Annotated in this window: 15 protein-coding genes, 1 tRNA gene and 2 pseudogenes; 10 read left to right on the top strand and 8 right to left on the bottom strand. The window is 35.1% G+C overall.

All coding sequences use genetic code 11. The features are described from left to right. Window positions 1-24: 24 nt before the first annotated feature. Window positions 25-744 (bottom strand): annotated as a pseudogene (locus BCR22_RS02745) (glucosamine-6-phosphate deaminase). Between the two features lie 134 nt (window positions 745-878). Between BCR22_RS02745 and msrA the strand changes: the two are divergent. Further along, entirely contained in the window at window positions 879-1,412 is a 534-nt protein-coding gene (msrA, locus tag BCR22_RS02740; RefSeq protein WP_069653462.1) for a peptide-methionine (S)-S-oxide reductase MsrA, read from the top strand. A gap of 200 nt (window positions 1,413-1,612) precedes the next feature. On the opposite strand, the gene BCR22_RS02735 is transcribed toward msrA, so the two are convergent. Beyond that, window positions 1,613-2,299, bottom strand: a complete 687-nt coding sequence (locus BCR22_RS02735; protein WP_083241727.1) for a prepilin peptidase — start codon at window positions 2,297-2,299, stop codon at window positions 1,613-1,615. Between the two features lie 101 nt (window positions 2,300-2,400). On the opposite strand from BCR22_RS02735, the gene BCR22_RS02730 reads away from it, so the two are divergent. From BCR22_RS02730 to BCR22_RS02720, 3 genes are all read left to right on the top strand, one after another. Beyond that, entirely contained in the window at window positions 2,401-3,930 is a 1,530-nt protein-coding gene (locus BCR22_RS02730; RefSeq protein ID WP_069653461.1) for a gluconokinase, read from the top strand. A gap of 61 nt (window positions 3,931-3,991) precedes the next feature. Beyond that, on the top strand, window positions 3,992-4,720 hold the full coding sequence (locus BCR22_RS02725) for a DUF5105 domain-containing protein (RefSeq protein ID WP_069653460.1): 729 nt from the start codon (window positions 3,992-3,994) through the stop codon (window positions 4,718-4,720). Window positions 4,721-4,840: 120 nt separating this feature from the next. After that, on the top strand, window positions 4,841-5,329 hold the full coding sequence (locus tag BCR22_RS02720; RefSeq protein ID WP_069653459.1) for a Dps family protein: 489 nt from the start codon (window positions 4,841-4,843) through the stop codon (window positions 5,327-5,329). A gap of 52 nt (window positions 5,330-5,381) precedes the next feature. Here the strand turns inward: BCR22_RS02720 and argH are convergent, their stop codons facing one another. Together argH and BCR22_RS02710 are read right to left on the bottom strand one after the other, a co-directional pair. Continuing rightward, window positions 5,382-6,767: an argininosuccinate lyase gene (argH, locus tag BCR22_RS02715; RefSeq protein ID WP_069653458.1), complete on the bottom strand. Its 1,386-nt coding sequence runs from the start codon at window positions 6,765-6,767 to the stop codon at window positions 5,382-5,384. 290 nt (window positions 6,768-7,057) lie between these two features. Beyond that, a complete protein-coding gene (locus tag BCR22_RS02710; RefSeq protein ID WP_069653457.1) occupies window positions 7,058-8,260 on the bottom strand; it encodes an argininosuccinate synthase in 1,203 nt (400 codons plus the stop codon). A gap of 364 nt (window positions 8,261-8,624) precedes the next feature. On the opposite strand from BCR22_RS02710, the gene rplM reads away from it, so the two are divergent. After that, the gene (gene rplM / locus BCR22_RS02705) at window positions 8,625-9,071 is read left to right on the top strand and encodes a 50S ribosomal protein L13 (RefSeq protein ID WP_303393681.1); all 447 of its coding nucleotides are present in this window, start codon (window positions 8,625-8,627) and stop codon (window positions 9,069-9,071) included. 13 nt (window positions 9,072-9,084) lie between these two features. Continuing rightward, on the top strand, window positions 9,085-9,477 hold the full coding sequence (rpsI, locus tag BCR22_RS02700; RefSeq protein WP_010762225.1) for a 30S ribosomal protein S9: 393 nt from the start codon (window positions 9,085-9,087) through the stop codon (window positions 9,475-9,477). 146 nt (window positions 9,478-9,623) lie between these two features. On the opposite strand, the pseudogene BCR22_RS02695 reads toward rpsI, so the two are convergent. Beyond that, window positions 9,624-10,190: pseudogene (locus BCR22_RS02695) on the bottom strand (tyrosine-type recombinase/integrase); the annotation flags it as partial. Between the two features lie 284 nt (window positions 10,191-10,474). Continuing rightward, the gene (locus BCR22_RS02690) at window positions 10,475-10,873 is read right to left on the bottom strand and encodes a hypothetical protein (RefSeq protein WP_010762227.1); all 399 of its coding nucleotides are present in this window, start codon (window positions 10,871-10,873) and stop codon (window positions 10,475-10,477) included. 221 nt (window positions 10,874-11,094) lie between these two features. Between BCR22_RS02690 and BCR22_RS02685 the strand changes: the two genes are divergently transcribed. The 3 genes from BCR22_RS02685 (at window position 11,095) to BCR22_RS15345 (ending at window position 13,699) form a co-directional block, all read left to right on the top strand. Beyond that, window positions 11,095-11,784 carry an ABC transporter ATP-binding protein gene (locus BCR22_RS02685; protein WP_010762228.1) on the top strand — a complete coding sequence of 230 codons (690 nt, stop codon included), beginning with the start codon at window positions 11,095-11,097 and terminating at the stop codon, window positions 11,782-11,784. Window position 11,785: 1 nt separating this feature from the next. Beyond that, window positions 11,786-12,883 carry an ABC transporter permease gene (locus BCR22_RS02680; protein ID WP_069653455.1) on the top strand — a complete coding sequence of 366 codons (1,098 nt, stop codon included), beginning with the start codon at window positions 11,786-11,788 and terminating at the stop codon, window positions 12,881-12,883. Window positions 12,884-13,628: 745 nt separating this feature from the next. Then, window positions 13,629-13,699, top strand: a tRNA-Lys gene (locus BCR22_RS15345). Between the two features lie 104 nt (window positions 13,700-13,803). Here the strand turns inward: BCR22_RS15345 and BCR22_RS02675 are convergent. Beyond that, complete coding sequence (locus BCR22_RS02675; RefSeq protein ID WP_069653454.1) at window positions 13,804-14,703, bottom strand: AraC family transcriptional regulator; 900 nt, start codon at window positions 14,701-14,703, stop codon at window positions 13,804-13,806. 11 nt (window positions 14,704-14,714) lie between these two features. After that, window positions 14,715-15,818 (bottom strand): helix-turn-helix domain-containing protein, encoded by a 1,104-nt coding sequence (locus BCR22_RS02670; RefSeq protein WP_240485842.1) that lies wholly within the window; start codon window positions 15,816-15,818, stop codon window positions 14,715-14,717. A 127-nt stretch (window positions 15,819-15,945) separates the two neighbouring features. On the opposite strand from BCR22_RS02670, the gene BCR22_RS02665 reads away from it, so the two are divergent. Further along, on the top strand, window positions 15,946-16,863 hold the full coding sequence (locus BCR22_RS02665) for an ROK family protein (protein WP_069653453.1): 918 nt from the start codon (window positions 15,946-15,948) through the stop codon (window positions 16,861-16,863). Window positions 16,864-16,879: the final 16 nt, after the last annotated feature.

Below are 16,879 nucleotides of genomic sequence, written 5' to 3'. Positions count from 1 at the left end.
TCAATCGATTTCAAGCCTTTTTGCTTAGTAAAGCTTTGAAGCAGCTTCTTGATCTAGTACAATCGTTACGTTAGGATGTGTTTGTAATAAAGAAGCGGGTATTTCATTTGTAACTGGACCAAAGAAAGCACGCTTGATAATTATCGCTTTCTTTCTGCCGGTGGCAAAGAGCACAATTTCTTTGGCTTGCATCACACTTTTTGGTCCCATAGTGACGTAAAAGTCTGGACGCTCATTTTCATCGCCACCGACCTCGCTTAATAAAATATCTTTCATATGTTCAGTAGCGTCTTCCCCAACATAAGAAGTTAAATTTTCAAATTTTGTTGTTCCTGGTAGGTTCCCACAATAATGACCATCTGTTCCGATACCTAATAAGATCAAGTCTAATCCACCATCTTGTTCTACTCATTTATCTTGTGATAGATAATTATTTTCATCGAGTGGGTGTATATGACTCTCAGGAATTTCTGCAGATTGAAAGAATAGAGTATTGAGATTTGTCATAGTTACGCCATACCCTTGCTTTTGTTTAAAAGGAATTTCATCAAAATTGTAGTAATGAACGTTGTCAAAATAGGGTTTATTCTTCGTGTCAGCAACTAAGTATTCATACATTTTAACAGGTGTTGAGCCAGCAGTTATTGCTAAATTTACTCGTTTATTTTGATACATTTTACCTAATAAAATATTTGCAGCAACCCGGCTCATTTTTTCGTAGTTTTCTTCAATGATGATTTTCAAGTTATTCACATCTCCTTCTTTTTACTCAATTTATCATATGGAAACCATCCCATGTCAATTGTTTTTTCAAGCAAATCAATATCATTATTCTTTCATTCGGCTTATGATAAAGAAAAAGAAAGGGTGAAGGAATCATGGAACAACAATATGAAACGGCAATTTTTGCTGGTGGCTGTTTCTGGTGTATGGTCAAACCTTTTGACACTCAACCAGGAATCATTTCAGTTGTGGCTGGATATACTGGAGGACACGTTGAAAATCCAACATATGAACAAGTGACAACAGGAACAACAGGCCATACAGAAGCAGTTGAAATTACGTATGATCCAGTGATTATTCCATACGAAAAATTAGTAGAGACGTATTGGCAACAAACAGACCCAACGGATGCTTTAGGACAATTTGCTGACCGTGGTGACTCCTATCGTCCAGTCATTTTTTATGCTAATGAGAATCAAAAGGAAGCAGCAGAAAAATCGAAAGCGGCATTAGAAGCTAGTGGTCGTTTTACTCAGCCAATCGTTACAAAAATCGAACCTGCTCAGCCTTTTTATCCAGCTGAAGACTACCATCAAGATTATTATAAAAAACATAGTATACATTATAACCTGTATAAAGAAGGATCTGGACGTGCGGGGTTTATTCGAAAAAATTGGAAAAATAACTAATTTATGAATCGAGGATCGGACAGAAGTGTTTAACTCCGAGAACCAAGTAGGTACTGTGTAACATCAATTTGGCCCTTATTTTGCTTTAGCACTTAGAATTTGATGTGATCAAAGCAAAGGTAGTAGTTACTTCTGCTGCCGCCGTTTATTCGGATTCTTTGAGACTGAGATATGACTCGTAGAGTCGTGTCTCAGTTTATTTATTTACATACAAATACAAGGAATAATCCGATACTTAAAAACGGTACAAAAGGGAGCTGTTCCATTTTTTTCTTTAAAATGTATTGGTAAATAAAAAGAAAAAGCAGACCACTGCTACTGGCAATAAACAATATTAAGACAAGAGAGTTACCGCCTAAAAGCGCCCCCCATACAGTTAATAAAAGAATGTCTCCACCCCCTATGGAATCAGGCAAGATATAGTTTAACCCATGTAAACTAAAGAAAATAATTCCGCTAGTGAAAAAATAAATCGGTAAGGCTAGGTAAAAGTGTCCAATACATAATAAAATAGACAACGGATAAAAAATTTTAGGCTCAACGATTAAATAGAAAATATCTGTTAAAGATAAGATAACTGCTGTAAATAAAAAGGAAAGGGAATATAACGGGTGAATCGACTTAAAAGTTATATACAAGCAAAGAAATCCACCAATCACCTCACTGTAGAAATAAATGGATGATAATTTGTATCCGCAATAACGGCAACGAAAGCGCAGAAAAATAATGGAAATAATCGGAATCAATTCAGGAATCGTCAACTTAGTCTGGCAATAAGAACAATGAGAAGCAGGGAATAAGATGGATTTTCCAATAGGGATTCTTTCAGCAGCTAAACAAAGAAACGAACCCATCACACTACCAAAAACAAAATAAATCATCAACATATAAAAACTCCTTTCATAAAGAAATACGCAAATAACTGGCTTTTTAACTAGACAATTCTTTTTTTATTCGGAATAATGAAAGTGTGAAATGAGGCGAGAAGATGGAAAAAATAGCAATTGGTGTAGATATTGGTACGACTCAGACAAAGGCTGTCGCGTTTAGAAAAGATGGGACAGTTCAGGCATCGTTCTATGTTCGTTATCCGCTTATTCAGGAAACCGAAGGCATGGCAGAACAAGATGTCGATCAAATTTTTCAAGCGGTAGTTGCGTGTATCCAACAAGTAGTAAGTGCGGTGAAACCGCTTGAAATTTCACTAATCTCATTTTCTACGGCGATGCATGGATTGATCGTTATGGATAAAAATAATCAACCACTGACTCGAATGATTACTTGGGCGGATAACCGAGCAGAAAAATATGCGGAAGAGTTGAAGGATACGATTTTAGGAAAGACAATGTATCAAAATACAGGATTGCCGATGCATCCCATGACACCTTTTCATAAAATCCGTTGGCTAAAAGAAGAATACTATGAAATTTTCGAGCAAGCAGGGAAATTTATTGGCATGAAAGAGTATGTTTTTTATCGTTTATTCGGTCTGTATATGACAGACATTAGCACGGCTTCTGGGACGGGTTTTTTAAATATCCATGATCTTATTTGGGATCAGCAAGCCTTATCGGAAATGGATATTACCATCGAACAGTTACCGACACTGGTCACCCCCACCCATCAATTAACGGATTTAAGTGCTGAATGGTTGGAGCAATTAGGTTTGTCTACGAAAACAGTTTTTGTATTGGGAGGGGCAGATGGTCCGTTATCCAACTTAGGATTAGGCGCCATGACGAAAGGAATAGCTACATTGACGGTTGGAACAAGTGGTGCTTTACGGTATGTTGTAGAGCAGCCGCGTACGCATCCACAAGCTGAGACTTTTTGCTGCGTGTTGGATGAAAATCATTGGGTGATTGGAGGAGCGACAAGTAATGGCGCTGGAATCTTCGATTGGGCATGTGAGAATTTAGTGAAAGAAGTTCAAACTGAAGCGCGAAAATCCGGAGAAAATCCCTATGATAAGGTAATGGCATTAGTAAAAGATACGCCAACAGGAGCTAAGGGATTGATGTTTCACCCGTATTTACTTGGAGAGCGTGCACCGTTATGGAATGCAGAAGCTACCGGGAGTTTCGTCGGTCTGAAAAGAAATCATGATGACAAATTAATGATGCGTGCAGTAGTTGAAGGCATTTGTTTAAATTTGAAGCGTATTTTAACAGAATTAGAAGAGCTTGGTGGAACAGTGAAGGAAATTCGAGCTACTGGTGGTTTTGCTGATTCAGAGGAGTTTAAAAAAGTGATGGCTGATGTTTTTGGACATAACCTTTCATTAACTGAAAGTCTTGAAGCTTCAGCTTTAGGAGCTGTTTTATTAGGTTGGCAAAGTTTAGGTATAATACCAGATTTAGAAACAGCATGTGAACAAGTTGAGATTTATGAAATAGTTGAACCTAATGCTGAAAACTATGAAATTTATCAACAGATCTATCCCCTGTTTATAACAACGCAACAACAACTGTCAGCCAGTTATCATCAATTATCAAAATTAAGAGCGGATTTAGAATAAATTATTTTGACAAATACCTCTGAACTTGCTTTACTAGTAGTAAGAGAACGGGGGAAAGGAAATGAAAAAGTTATGGATCACTTCTTTACTGTTAGTAGGAATTTTTCTGACAAGTTGTGGATCTAGAGGTATCTCAGCAGAAGACGCTGGGGCGTTGTTTGTGGATCGTTTAGTTTATCAAAAAGAAAAAAATAATTTTGCTAAAGAATTTCGTGATGGCGAACAAGTTGGTAAAGAACTAGATCAAAATAGTAAAACGTTCGAAGAAAATTTTGTGAAAGGATTATCTTCCACAGGAGCAAAGGTTCCAGAAAAACAAGCAGATCAGTTAACAAATGAGCTATTGCAACAAGCAAGAGAAAAAGCAACCTATAAAATCGTTCAAATAGATGAAACAAAAACTGGCGCAACAATCTCTTATTATGTGACTGGCTTGGATTTGGTGAGTGCGATGCAAGAGATGACAAGGCAACTGGTAAAAGACACACTAGCAAATCCTGAAATAGCCAAAGATGAGCAAAAAACACTGGAAGCGACTTTTTCTATTTTAGAAGAACGAGTCAAATCAATTAAAATCAAAACAGATCCAGTTGAATTAACGTTACGTTTAGAGAAAGAAAAAGGGAAGTGGTTTGTACCAGATAATCAAAAAACGGCTGTCTCTAATTTGTTCATGTCATTCATCTCTGGTTCGAAAGATACTAATACGATGAATGAAGAACTGGAAGAAGCATTAAATGAAGTAGCTAAGGAAATTATCGATTCATTGGACACGTTACCGTTACCTTAATGTCCTAGTTTATAATTATTATTAAATGAGAAATAGTTTAATGATGAGGATTTTAGTGTACTTTTTCATTGTTTCGTACTACAATTAACTATAGATAAAAATTTAGGAGGATGATGTATAATGAAATTTGAACAAACTAAAGAAGTATTGAACCAACTAGTTGCGGATTTAAGCCAGTTTTCAGTGGTGATCCACCAAACACACTGGTATATGCGTGGCCCAGAATTCCTGACATTACACCCTAAAATGGACGAATATATGGACCAAATCAATGATCAATTAGACGTTATTTCTGAACGCTTGATCACATTAGATGGCGCTCCTTACTCAACATTACAAGAATTTGCTGATCATACAGGTATTTCAGATGAAATCGGCACATACGAACGTACAATTCCTGAACGTATGGAAAAATTAGTAGAAGGCTACCGTTATTTAGCTGATTTATACCAAAAAGGAATTGAAGTGTCTGGTGAAGAAGGCGACGATTCTACACAAGATATCTTTATTGCAAACAAAACAGATATCGAGAAAAATATTTGGATGTTGCAAGCAAAATTAGGCAAAGCGCCTGGTATTGATGCAGATTCACATGCGAAAACTCGTTAATCAAAAAAGTTAAATCTTCTAAAAGATAACATACTATCTTTTAGAAGATTTTTTAGTTTTCTTCGCTTTCTAGTTTCAGCTTACTACGTTCAATTGCGGCTTTCACTTGATCGAACCCAGTTCCACCGTATGAATGCCGACGCTCAATGGCTGTTTTTGATGATAAGGTTTGATAAATATCAGATTGGATCAAAGGTGTAATTGCTTGATATTGTTCTAATGGAACATCTTGTAAATAAATGCCTTGTTTTGTACAATCTAAAACTAATTTTCCAACCACTTCATGAGCTTGTCTAAAGGGCATTCCTTTGCTTGCTAGATAATCTGCTAGTTCTGTTGCATTTGAAAAATCTTTTTCAGTGGACTTTTCCATGATCTCTTGATTCAGTTTCATCGTCTCTACCATGCCAGCCATGATCTCTAAACTAGTTAAAATCGTGTGAGACGTATCAAACATGCCCTCTTTGTCTTCTTGTAGATCTTTGTTATAAGCTAGCGGCAATCCTTTTAAAACCGTTAAAAGGCTGAATAAATTGCCATATACACGCCCAGACTTTCCCCGAATCAATTCTGCCATATCTGGATTCTTCTTCTGTGGCATAATCGAGCTGCCTGTAGAAAAAGTATCTGTTAATTCAACAAATTGAAACTCGTGACTGCACCATAAAATGATTTCTTCGCAAAATCTGGAAAGATGCATCATTAGAATGGAGCTATTGCTAAGGAATTCTAAAATGAAATCCCGATCACTTACGCCGTCTAGACTATTTTCGTAAATGGAAGAAAAACCTAGTAATCCAGCTGAATAAGCACGATCGATTGGAAAAGTCGTGCCGGCAAGAGCTGCACAGCCTAATGGTGAAATGTCGATTCGCTTCAAGCTTTCGGAAAAGCGTTCTTGATCTCGTGTCAACATACCGTAATAAGCCATCATATGGTGAGCAAACGAAATCGGTTGTGCATGCTGTAAATGGGTGTAGCCAGGCATGATGGTCTCAATGTTCTCTTCGGCTTTGTGGACTAAAACTTGACGGAATAAGTGGATCTTGCTAATGACTTCTTGAGCGATTTCTTTTAAATAAAGATGCATGTCTGTAGCGACTTGATCATTCCTACTGCGGCCTGTATGCAATTTTCCTGCAACTGGACCGATTTCATCATGTAATAGTTTTTCGATATTTAAATGGATATCTTCGTTTTCTATACTGAATGTCAGTTCATCGGCAAGCAGTTTTTCTTGAATCGTCGTAAGTCCTAAAGTGATTTGTTTGGCTTCATCTTCTGTTAAAACTCCCGTCTTAGCCAACATTTTTACATGAGCTAAACTTCCGATGATATCTTGTTTGGCTAATTTTTGATCAAAAGGAATCGAGGCACCGAACGCATCGATCCATGCTTCGCTTTTTCCTTCAAAACGCCCACTCCATAATTTTCCCATACTGCACACCTCATTTATGTATTATTATTCATTATGATAAGAAAGAAGGTTGGACAGAAGTGTTTTACTCCGAGAAAATAAGAAGGAGTGGTTTCTGTGCCAACCGTTTGTTCTGATTTCTTGAGACTAAAATGAAGACATATCGATTTCCTTATTTCGATCCGCAGATCAAAAAGAAATTCTCCTCGGATAAGTCATTTAAAATAGGTGAATCGGATAACCTTATTTACAACAATGTAAAAGTTAACTCACGTATCGATTCAACTTAGAAAAAATAAGCATATCAGTGATTATTTTTTGTGTAGCGATGCTTGGACTTCTGCGTTGACTTTGGTTGGAAGTCCCCATAGTTTGATAAATCCGACAGCAGCGTCTTGGTCAAAGGTATCGGCAGAAGTATAAGTCGCTAAGTTTTCGTTGTATAAACTGTTTTCAGACTTACGCCCTTCAACGATAGCATGACCTTTGAAGAGTTTAACCCGCACTATGCCATTTACGTATTTTTGGGTAGATTTTAAGAAAGCAATCAAGGCATCAGTTAATGGGTTGAACCATAATCCGTCATAAATGATTTGTGATAATTGATTTTCAATGATTGGTTTGAAATGAGCTACTTCACGAACAAAGGTCAAGTCTTCCAACTCTTTATGCGCAGTCATTAGTGTGATCGCTGCTGGACATTCATAGACTTCACGTGATTTGATCCCAACCAAACGATTTTCCACATGATCGATCCGACCAATACCATGCTTACCAGCTAAATCATTCAAGTCTAAAATTAAATCGGATAACAGCATTTCGTTTCCGTTGATTGCTGTTGGAACGCCTTCAACAAAAGTTAATTCGATAATATCCGCTTCATCTGGTGCATTCTCTAAACTAGCAGTTAATTCATAAGCCCCTTCTGGAGGTGTTGCCCAGGGATCTTCTAAAATGCCACATTCATTGGCACGGCCCCAAAGGTTTTGGTCGACAGAATAAGGATTGTCCAAGTCCGCAGGGACGGGTACACCTTTTTCTTTGGCATAATTGATTTCTTCCTCACGTGACCATTTCCATTCACGAACTGGTGCAATCACATTTAACTCAGGTGCAAGGGCGTTGATCGCAACTTCAAAACGGACTTGATCATTCCCTTTTCCTGTACAGCCATGAGCGATTGTGGTTGCGCCAGTTTCGTGAGCTAATTCTACTAATTTCTTAGCAATCAGCGGGCGGGATAAAGCGGATACTAGTGGATAAGATTGCTCATAAAAGGTATGCCCTTGTAATGCAATCAAAGCGAATTCCTGTGCAAATTCTTCCTTAGCATCAATCGTATAAGAAGCAGAAGCACCAACTTCTAAAGCTTTATTTTTGATAAAATCCAAATCTTTCTTTTCACCAACATCTAAACAGCAAGCAATCACATCGTATCCTTCATCCACTAACCATTTAACAGCAACAGAGGTATCTAGTCCTCCAGAATAGGCTAAAACAACTTTTTCTTTCATGAGTAACACTCCTTATTTTCTAATTGTCTTTTTTGATTGTTCTCATCATATCACTTGAAAATGCAAAAATCAACACTTTTTATAAATAAATATACATAAAAATAAATATTTTAGGAATAATATACATTTTTACTTTTGAAAGGTGCGTAATATACATTACGCATATTTAGGTGTTTTCTATTTTGAAATTAGAAGTAAATTTTTTTTATCGTAAAAAATTAGAAGAAAAATAGTGGAAAACCTTAGAAATTCATTGACTTTACTAGTGATAGAAGGTATCATATTAAATGGTATTGTTTGCCCCACAATGAGCCCCGGAAACTCAAGTGAATGTCAAACATCGAATAGAAAATTGGAGGAAAGAATCGTGCGTACAACATATATGGCCAAATCTGGCGAAGTAGAACGTAAATGGTATGTAGTAGATGCAACAGATATCCCAATGGGACGTCTATCAACTGTAGTTGCTTCTATCTTACGTGGAAAAAATAAACCAACATTCACACCACATGTGGATACTGGAGATTTCGTAATTGTAATTAATGCTGATAAAATCAAATTAACTGGTAATAAAGCAAGTGATAAAATTTACTACCGTCACAGCCAATACCCAGGTGGGTTGAAATCTGTTACTGCTGGTGAATTACGCGATAAAAACTCTCGTCGTTTAATCGAAACTTCTGTAAAAGGTATGCTTCCTAAAAACACTTTAGGCCGTAAACAATTTACTAAGTTAAACGTATACGGTGGAGCTGAGCATCCACATGCTGCACAACAACCAGAAGTATTAGATATTACTAACCTAATTTAAGGAGGGAAATTCATTGGCTCAAGTACAATATATCGGCACTGGCCGTCGTAAAAATGCAGTTGCCCGCGTACGTTTAGTACCTGGTACTGGTAAAATTACTGTAAACAAAAAAGATGTTGAAGAATATATTCCACACGCTGACTTGCGTGAAGTTATCAACCAACCATTTGGCGTAACTGAAACTAAAGGCGCTTATGATGTAATGGTAAACGTTAATGGTGGAGGTTACTCTGGTCAATCAGGTGCGATCCGTCACGGAATCGCTCGTGCATTATTAGAAGTAGATCCTGATTTCCGTGCTGCTTTAAAACGCGCTGGACTTCTTACTCGTGATGCCCGTATGGTAGAACGTAAAAAACCAGGTCTTAAAAAAGCCCGTAAAGCTTCACAATTCTCTAAGCGTTAATATTGCTTATATATCAACGTTTCAAGGCACTTTCCAAATTTTGGAGAGTGTCTTTTTTTATGCCTTTGGGTACGAAAATGGGTACGACTTTTTCAAATCAATTCTTCTCGTAAGCGAAAGTTGTGAAGTGTGCTATCTTAGACCTGTTATTTAATTTGTACTTTGGCTTGTTGCAATCGCTGTTCAAATTTCTCATAAGTAGATAAATCAACAATATTTGGCGTATTCACATAAACCTCTGTTGTTTTGGTATCTGAATGTGTTAAAGCTCTTGAAATTTGTTCCGTTGAAGCCCCACCTTCATATGCTAAGGTACTAAAGGTATGTCGCAACTTGTGAGGTGTCGCATGAGCTAAATGTTGATGTCTACGCTTCACGGAATTGATACGATAATTGAGATAATCAATGTGAACAGGAACGTTGATATTGCCTTTTCTATCTGTATAAGTAAAAAGAAATTGGTCAGAAGTTTGCTTAATACAAACTTTTAATAATTCTTTTGCTTGCTCTTTTTTCCACCTTGTTAAAAGTTCAATCAGTGAAGTTGGTAAATGGAATTTAGTATTTTTTCGTCCTTTTGTAGCAGTTAAATTTCCGATTTTGTCTTTACTCTGAACAAGAAGAATTGTCCCTTCTTTTAAATCAATGTGCTTCCACTGTAAGGCATAACTTTCACTTTTTCGGTCACCTAGATTCAATGTGAGTGTAAATAAAACATAATCTTGAAAAGTTAGAAAATATTTTAGCTATGCTGAAATCATTGCAATAAAAAATACTCAAGTGATACTAAATTTGATTTTTAATCTTATCTTTGGTATGATGATTGTGCAAAACGATACTATATTTTTATCAATGAAGCACAAAAACCACTCTATGGTGAATAGAGTGGTTTTCTTTTGCATTCTTTGCGACTACGAATGAGTGGGCTAGAAGCAACTTGCTTTTAGCCATTGTCTTTCATTATTGAGTTTTTTTTAAACTTTCTAAATTTAAAGTATTACCAGACTCTGTAGAAAAATTGCCAATAGTATGTTCTATTGTTAATAGGCCACCATCTTGATGGTTTTCGTTCATTATAAGTCCGGTTATAGTTGTTAGGAACTCTTATAGTTCTATACTGAACATTATACAGACCGCTCCAAGTATTACTCCCATAACGATCTTGATCTGCAATGTTTGGAACTGTTTCAACCCAAGCTCTTGAAATTGGACCTTGTGATTTAGGGATTTTAAAATCGTTCATAGCTTCCTCTGGACTAGAATAGTTTTTTTCCAATGATGAGAGTTTGTTAGGTATTTCTGTAGAAGCATGTACTTCTGTCTGACTACATAATCCAAATAAGAATACCCCGCCGTACATAGCTGATATTGCCAATGCATTTACCTTTTTTTTCATTTTTTTTCCTCCTTAAAAATAGTTTAAGATTTTTCATTATATATGTTATTATGTACAGTATAACATATATAATGTTTTTATAAATAGATTTTTGACAAAAATGATTTTAAAGATATTTTTTTGAATGAAACTCTATTTTTTCTTTGCAACATTTTTTTAAGTTTTCTTCATGTAGCTGTTTGGGTAGTTGTTTTATCTCTGTTTTAAGGAAGGAGGAAGTTATGTTAAAAATAGAAAATTTATCTGTTGAACTATCGAAAAATGAAATTATTTCTGGACTGAACTTAGAGGTTTTAAAAAACGAAGTGGTTGGTGTCATTGCACCTAATGGTACAGGAAAAACAACGCTTTTTAGATCAATTGCAACCCTTATTAACCATAGTAGAGGGAGTATAACGATTAATAATTTTAAAGTTACTAAAGAAAGAGTGAATTATTTAAAACAATTCTTTTATTTTGAGAGCGCTGAAAGTTTGTACCAAAATTTGACAGTTAATGAACATCTTTTTTATGTGAAGGAGGTATGGAAGAGTGACATCTCTGTCGAAACAATCATTGATAAATTAAAAATGAGAGAGTATGCGAAAAAACGCATAAAGAATCTTTCTTTAGGCATGAAGCAACATCTTATTATTGCAATGTATTTGGTCAGTGATTGTCCCGTTCTTATTTTTGATGAACCCTTAAATGGACTTGACCCTTCTAGCGTCTCTATAATGATTAAGGTTATGAAGGAAATTCAAACAGAAGGGAAGATTATTTTGATTTCTTCACATGATTTGTACAATATAGAACAAATTTGTTCAAGAGTCGTTTTTATGAATGAGAAAAAGATTGTTTATGATACTGAAAATTTAGGTAATCTAAATTTGTTGTATAAACAAATTTTTGAAAAAGGAGGTCTTTTATAGAATGATTAAATTTGAAATTATAAAAATTGTTAGGGAAAAAAGCCTCTATTTACTGTTTTTGTTATTATTAATAATCTTGATTGCTCCTATTTTTTTTATGAATGGTGATCAGTCTTTTAAAAATAGTCAGTATGAACAGCGATTACAAAACAATAAGGTATTTTTAGAACAAACAAAAAATGATCCCACAGCCCGTAAAGTTATTGCTGAAGCAAAGCAAGAAAATAGTTATTTTGAAGAAGCCTTAGGTGCATTAAAAAACAACGATAACGAAAAGCTGTTACAAGTAGAATATAAATTAGAGGTTGCTTTACTAAACTCAATGAAAGAAGGATCTGTAGTGGCTGCTCCCCAAATAGAGCAGGAAAAAAAGGTTAGTGAACTTGATTATTTGATTTCCCATAAAATTGAACAAGTTGATTATTCGCTTAATAAAATTCCAGCGATAAACTATCTATATTATGTATTTTCTGATTTACTGCCCTATATGTATTTTTTATTTGTATCTTTTATTATCATTGCCAATTTTTCAACATTTGAAAAAAGAAGAAAAACGATTGATTTTTTCAATGTTTCCCCACTCGCTACTTCAAAAAAATTGTTAGTAAAAATTGTAGGAACAATATTTAGCGCATTATTGTTGATTTATATTAGCTTAGCTATTTCTTTTGTTGTCTCGGCATTAAAGAATGGAATTGGTAATTTTAATTATCCAGTATCAAAAATTACTGAGACTGGAAATGTTGAGATAATTTCGATTACAACGTTCATTTTCCAATGTGTTTTTCTTTTTTCTATATTGGTTATTTTCTTTTCCCTGGTTAGTTATTTCGTCTCGTTATTCACTGGAAATCTTATAATCAATATATTTTTGCTGATTTCATTTGTTTTTATTTCAAACTTTAATATCACTTCAAGTAAGTACAGTCTGACAAATCTTATGAACTTTCCTAATATAGTTATTGGAGGAACTGCGTATTCCCCGCTACCAAGTACAGAAATTACTTTTGGATTTTCTGTGATGAGTATTGTTTGTTATATTGCTGTGGTTAGTGTTCTTATCGGTATTACTTTGAAATTAAGAAAAGAGACTGTCTAAATGTATTTTCAACGAGGATGAGGCATGATTATAAAGATAGTCTTGTTCTGATTCACGTGTATTTTTGGGTACGTCTTGAGGTACGAGAGTTTTAAAATGTGCTGAAATCCATTAAAACTGTACCTATTAAAATATTACTCAATCCATTGCTACTAAAGGATTTTTCAACTCTGTCAAAATCTCTGACACACAACCAGGTCTTAAAAAAGCTCGTAAAGCTTCACAGTTCTCTAAACGTTAATATATCTTTATATATCAACATTTCAAGGCGCTTTCTCATTAAGAGAGGGTGCCTTTTTTTAATCATTTTAAGTTTATTGAATGCATAAAAAATGTAACTCTTCTAAATATCCATAAATTTTGCAAAATCATCCACTGTTTTTTTAGACTTTGTTTCAGTTACAGGAAGTTTATAGTGAAAGAAAAAAGATCAATGGGTTCAAGTAAGAGAGATTTTTTCAATTTTTAGCAAAAGAAAAGAAGACTTATTTTATTATATTCATACTGTTGGCATGACCTATGGGGAAGCTGCTAAAGAAATGAAAATTGAAGTTGGAACTGTAAAATCTATGTCTCAAAGAATAAAAAATAAAATTGATCGGTATTTTGAATTCAGACATCAAATTTCACTTTTCTAAAAATCTGAAATCTTGTAAACCATTCCCGCTTGTCTATGAGAGGGTTAAAAAAGTTAGACTATTCACACAAAAATAATCGTCTATCTAATGTTTCTCTTGATAATCATAGCTAAGAGCGTAAACGGTAGCGCACCAGACTTTTAATCTGGGAATCAGGTTCAATCCTTGATCTTGTCTTTATGTCATCCTACGGTTTAAATAAAAAGCTGTTTTTATTCATGATAGGTCCTCCAATATGTTGTTGTAATCGATTACAAACAAAGGATATCATGAATTCACTCATTAAAAGGGGCAGAAGCTATCGGAAAAAAGGTCATTTTCTGCCATTCTTTTTTTTCGATAGTCCAATTGATATTTTTTGGGTGTTTGCTGGAAAACGTCTTCGAAGGTTCTTCTGAATGATTTCTCATTAGGGAAACCTACGATATCAGAAATCACATGGATTGGTTTTTCACTATGAAGTAATAATTCTTGCCCTCGATTGATTCGAACTAGCTGGACATATTTCATGACACTTAATCCAAGACTTTTTTTAAAAAGTTTGCTTAAATAATTCGTTGACATATGAAAGTTGTTCGCTAAAATTCCAACAGATAATTCTTGCTGATAATTTTCTTGGATAAAGGAAATGATCGGCTGCATCTGACCTAAATTTCGATGGTAGACATTTGAATTGATCGGCATTTTTTCACGATGCATCCAATCTTTTGCCATTAGGTAGATTATTTCGTAAGTTAAACGGATTAATTGTAGCTCTAAAAATTCTTTCGGTTTCCGTCTGACTAGATGATAAAACTGACTTAACGCTTCCCGTAATTGATTGACTTGCGCAAGTTTTCCAGAAGGGAGATTATCAAAACGCATAAACTCAAAGTGAGGAATCAGCTTACTTAAAAAGTCATAAGGTATCTGGATCGTCAATGCTTCAAGATCGGCGCAATAACTGGAAACAGCGCCATGTACCTCAGCTGAATTAATGAACAAAATTGTGCCAGGCTCGGTTTGATAGGTAACGTTGTTGATTGTATAGTTTTCAATTTTTCCAGAATAGGTGTAAGAAATTTCAAATGACGTGTGCCAATGGGGCAGCACAGGACCGGTGGAATGGTCTGCCCCATGAACAATCCAATTGATAGGAATCATTTCGTGTGTATATTCAATAAATTCATGTTCAAAAGTCATGTTGAGCCTCCTTAATTTTTTTCGTGCCAGTAACTTTTTGGGGTCATATTTTCATATTTTTTGAATACTTTAATGAAATAACTTGTATCGTTGAAGTGAAGTAATGAGCTGATCGTGTTTAAATCGTACTGTTTAAATTCTAATAATCGCTTACTTTCTTCAATTCTTTGCTTCATCACATATTGATTGAGGGAAAGTCCTACTTCTTTTTTAAACAACATAGATAAATGAGGGACAGAGTAATTGGTGTAAGCCGCAATCATCGGGACAGATAAATTCGAGTAGATATTTTTATGAATAAACTCACACGTTTTTTTGACCGTAGTAGAGTATTTGATATAATTGTATTTACGTACCTCTTTACAAAATAATAGGAGTATTTCTAAGACGGGTGGTTGGGCGCTCTGAAAGTGATTTTTTCGTTCAATATCTTGAATTAAGTTGTCGCTTAAAGTATACGCTCGTTCATGTGGAACGCCGCCTTTAATCGCATATCTTGTGGAAATCGCTACGGCTACAATTAAGATATTTTTTTGATTTCTCAATTCTGATTCAGTTGAAAGTAGGCCTGTTTGGCTATTTTTTTGAAAAGCGTAATAGTCTCTTTTTAACCTTTCTTCGTTACCGTTCATTACTTCGATAAACATAGCCTCTTCACTTTCAAAGTCGTGGTGATAAAGTTGTTGTTCGATTTGTTCACTTAGTACTTTTTCAATGATCGTTTTTCTTAGGTAGAGAATATTTTGATTGAGAGACTGAACTTCTTTAGTGGTGAATTCTTTTTCCTTCATAAATAGATGAATGGTTTCAGAAATCTTCAATAACCGGTCATTGTGAGAAATGAAATTGCCGACTTCATCATCAATGAATAGACAAACCAATTGATTTAACTCGTCGGTATCATAAGCGAATAGTAGCAATTTTTGTTCTTTGAAATAGTAATTATGAATGATACTTGTTTGCGTGATTATTCGTTGAATTTGTTTATCTGTCAACTGAATCTTGGTAAGATTCTTCTGGTGACTGATCTGTCCATTTACTTTATCCACAACAATATAAGAAAAAATAGCGATATCGGATAGATGATTCAAAAATTTTATAAGCGCTATCATCATTTTCAGCCCCTTTGATATAAAAATACCATTAATCATAAAATTATACTATTATTTCTCTCTGAAACGAGTAGAATACAATTGAAAGCGCTATTAAAATCTTTTCAAGAGATAATAGGAGGAAACCCGAATGACTGAATTAACCACTCACTTTTTAAGTATTGATATTGGAGGCACCTACATGAAGCACGCCTTAATTAATCGTAGTGGCCAAATTATTTTTGTGAAAAAAGAAGAGACACCAAAGAATATTGAAGAGTTCAAAAGCTGTTTAACTGGTATTCTTGATCAATACAAAGGACAAGTTAAAGCGGTAGCTGTTAGTTGTCCGGGTAAAATCGATTCAAAAGAAGGAGTTGTCTATCATGGTGGAGCGTTGGTTTACTTACATCAGTTTCATTTGAAAGAATTTATTGAATCTTATATGAACCTGCGATGTGCCATAATGAACGATGGCAAATCAGCTGCACTTGCTGAATTGTGGTTAGGGCAGTTAAAAGACATCGAAAATGGTGGTGTGATGACACTTGGTACAGGCATTGGTGGCGGTCTTGTTTTAAATAAAGCACTTCACTCAGGCAGTCATTTCCAAGCAGGGGAGTTAAGTTTCATGCTCCTTTCAACGAATCTTCCAATCAGTTTGGAGACTGTGGCGGGAGCGAAAGGTTCGGCAGTAAATTTCATTCGACAAACGTCAAACTTATTGAAGTTAGAGGACCTTTTAGATGGTAAAAAAGTATTCGAAGAATTAGAAAAGAAAAATGAATTGATTTATCCATTATTTGAAGAATTCTGTCGCAATGTGGTCATTGTGATCATGAATGTTCAATCAGTCGTTGATTTACAACGAATCGCTATTGGTGGCGGTATCAGCGCACAACCAATTCTTGTGGAAGAAATAAAGCAACAATATCAACAATTACTTGCCTCTGCTCCAGTGTTAGAGACGATGTTGACGCCAGTAGAAATTGTTCCTTGTCATTTTAGAAATGAAGCTGGATTGTTGGGAGCTTTGTATCATTTACTTGAAGAATTAGAAGAAAATTAATCATTTCACTTTTGGG

Source organism: Enterococcus plantarum (assembly GCF_001730295.1).
In the GTDB taxonomy this organism is placed as follows: domain Bacteria; phylum Bacillota; class Bacilli; order Lactobacillales; family Enterococcaceae; genus Enterococcus_L; species Enterococcus_L plantarum.
This window is presented reverse-complemented; position numbering and strand designations above follow the sequence as displayed.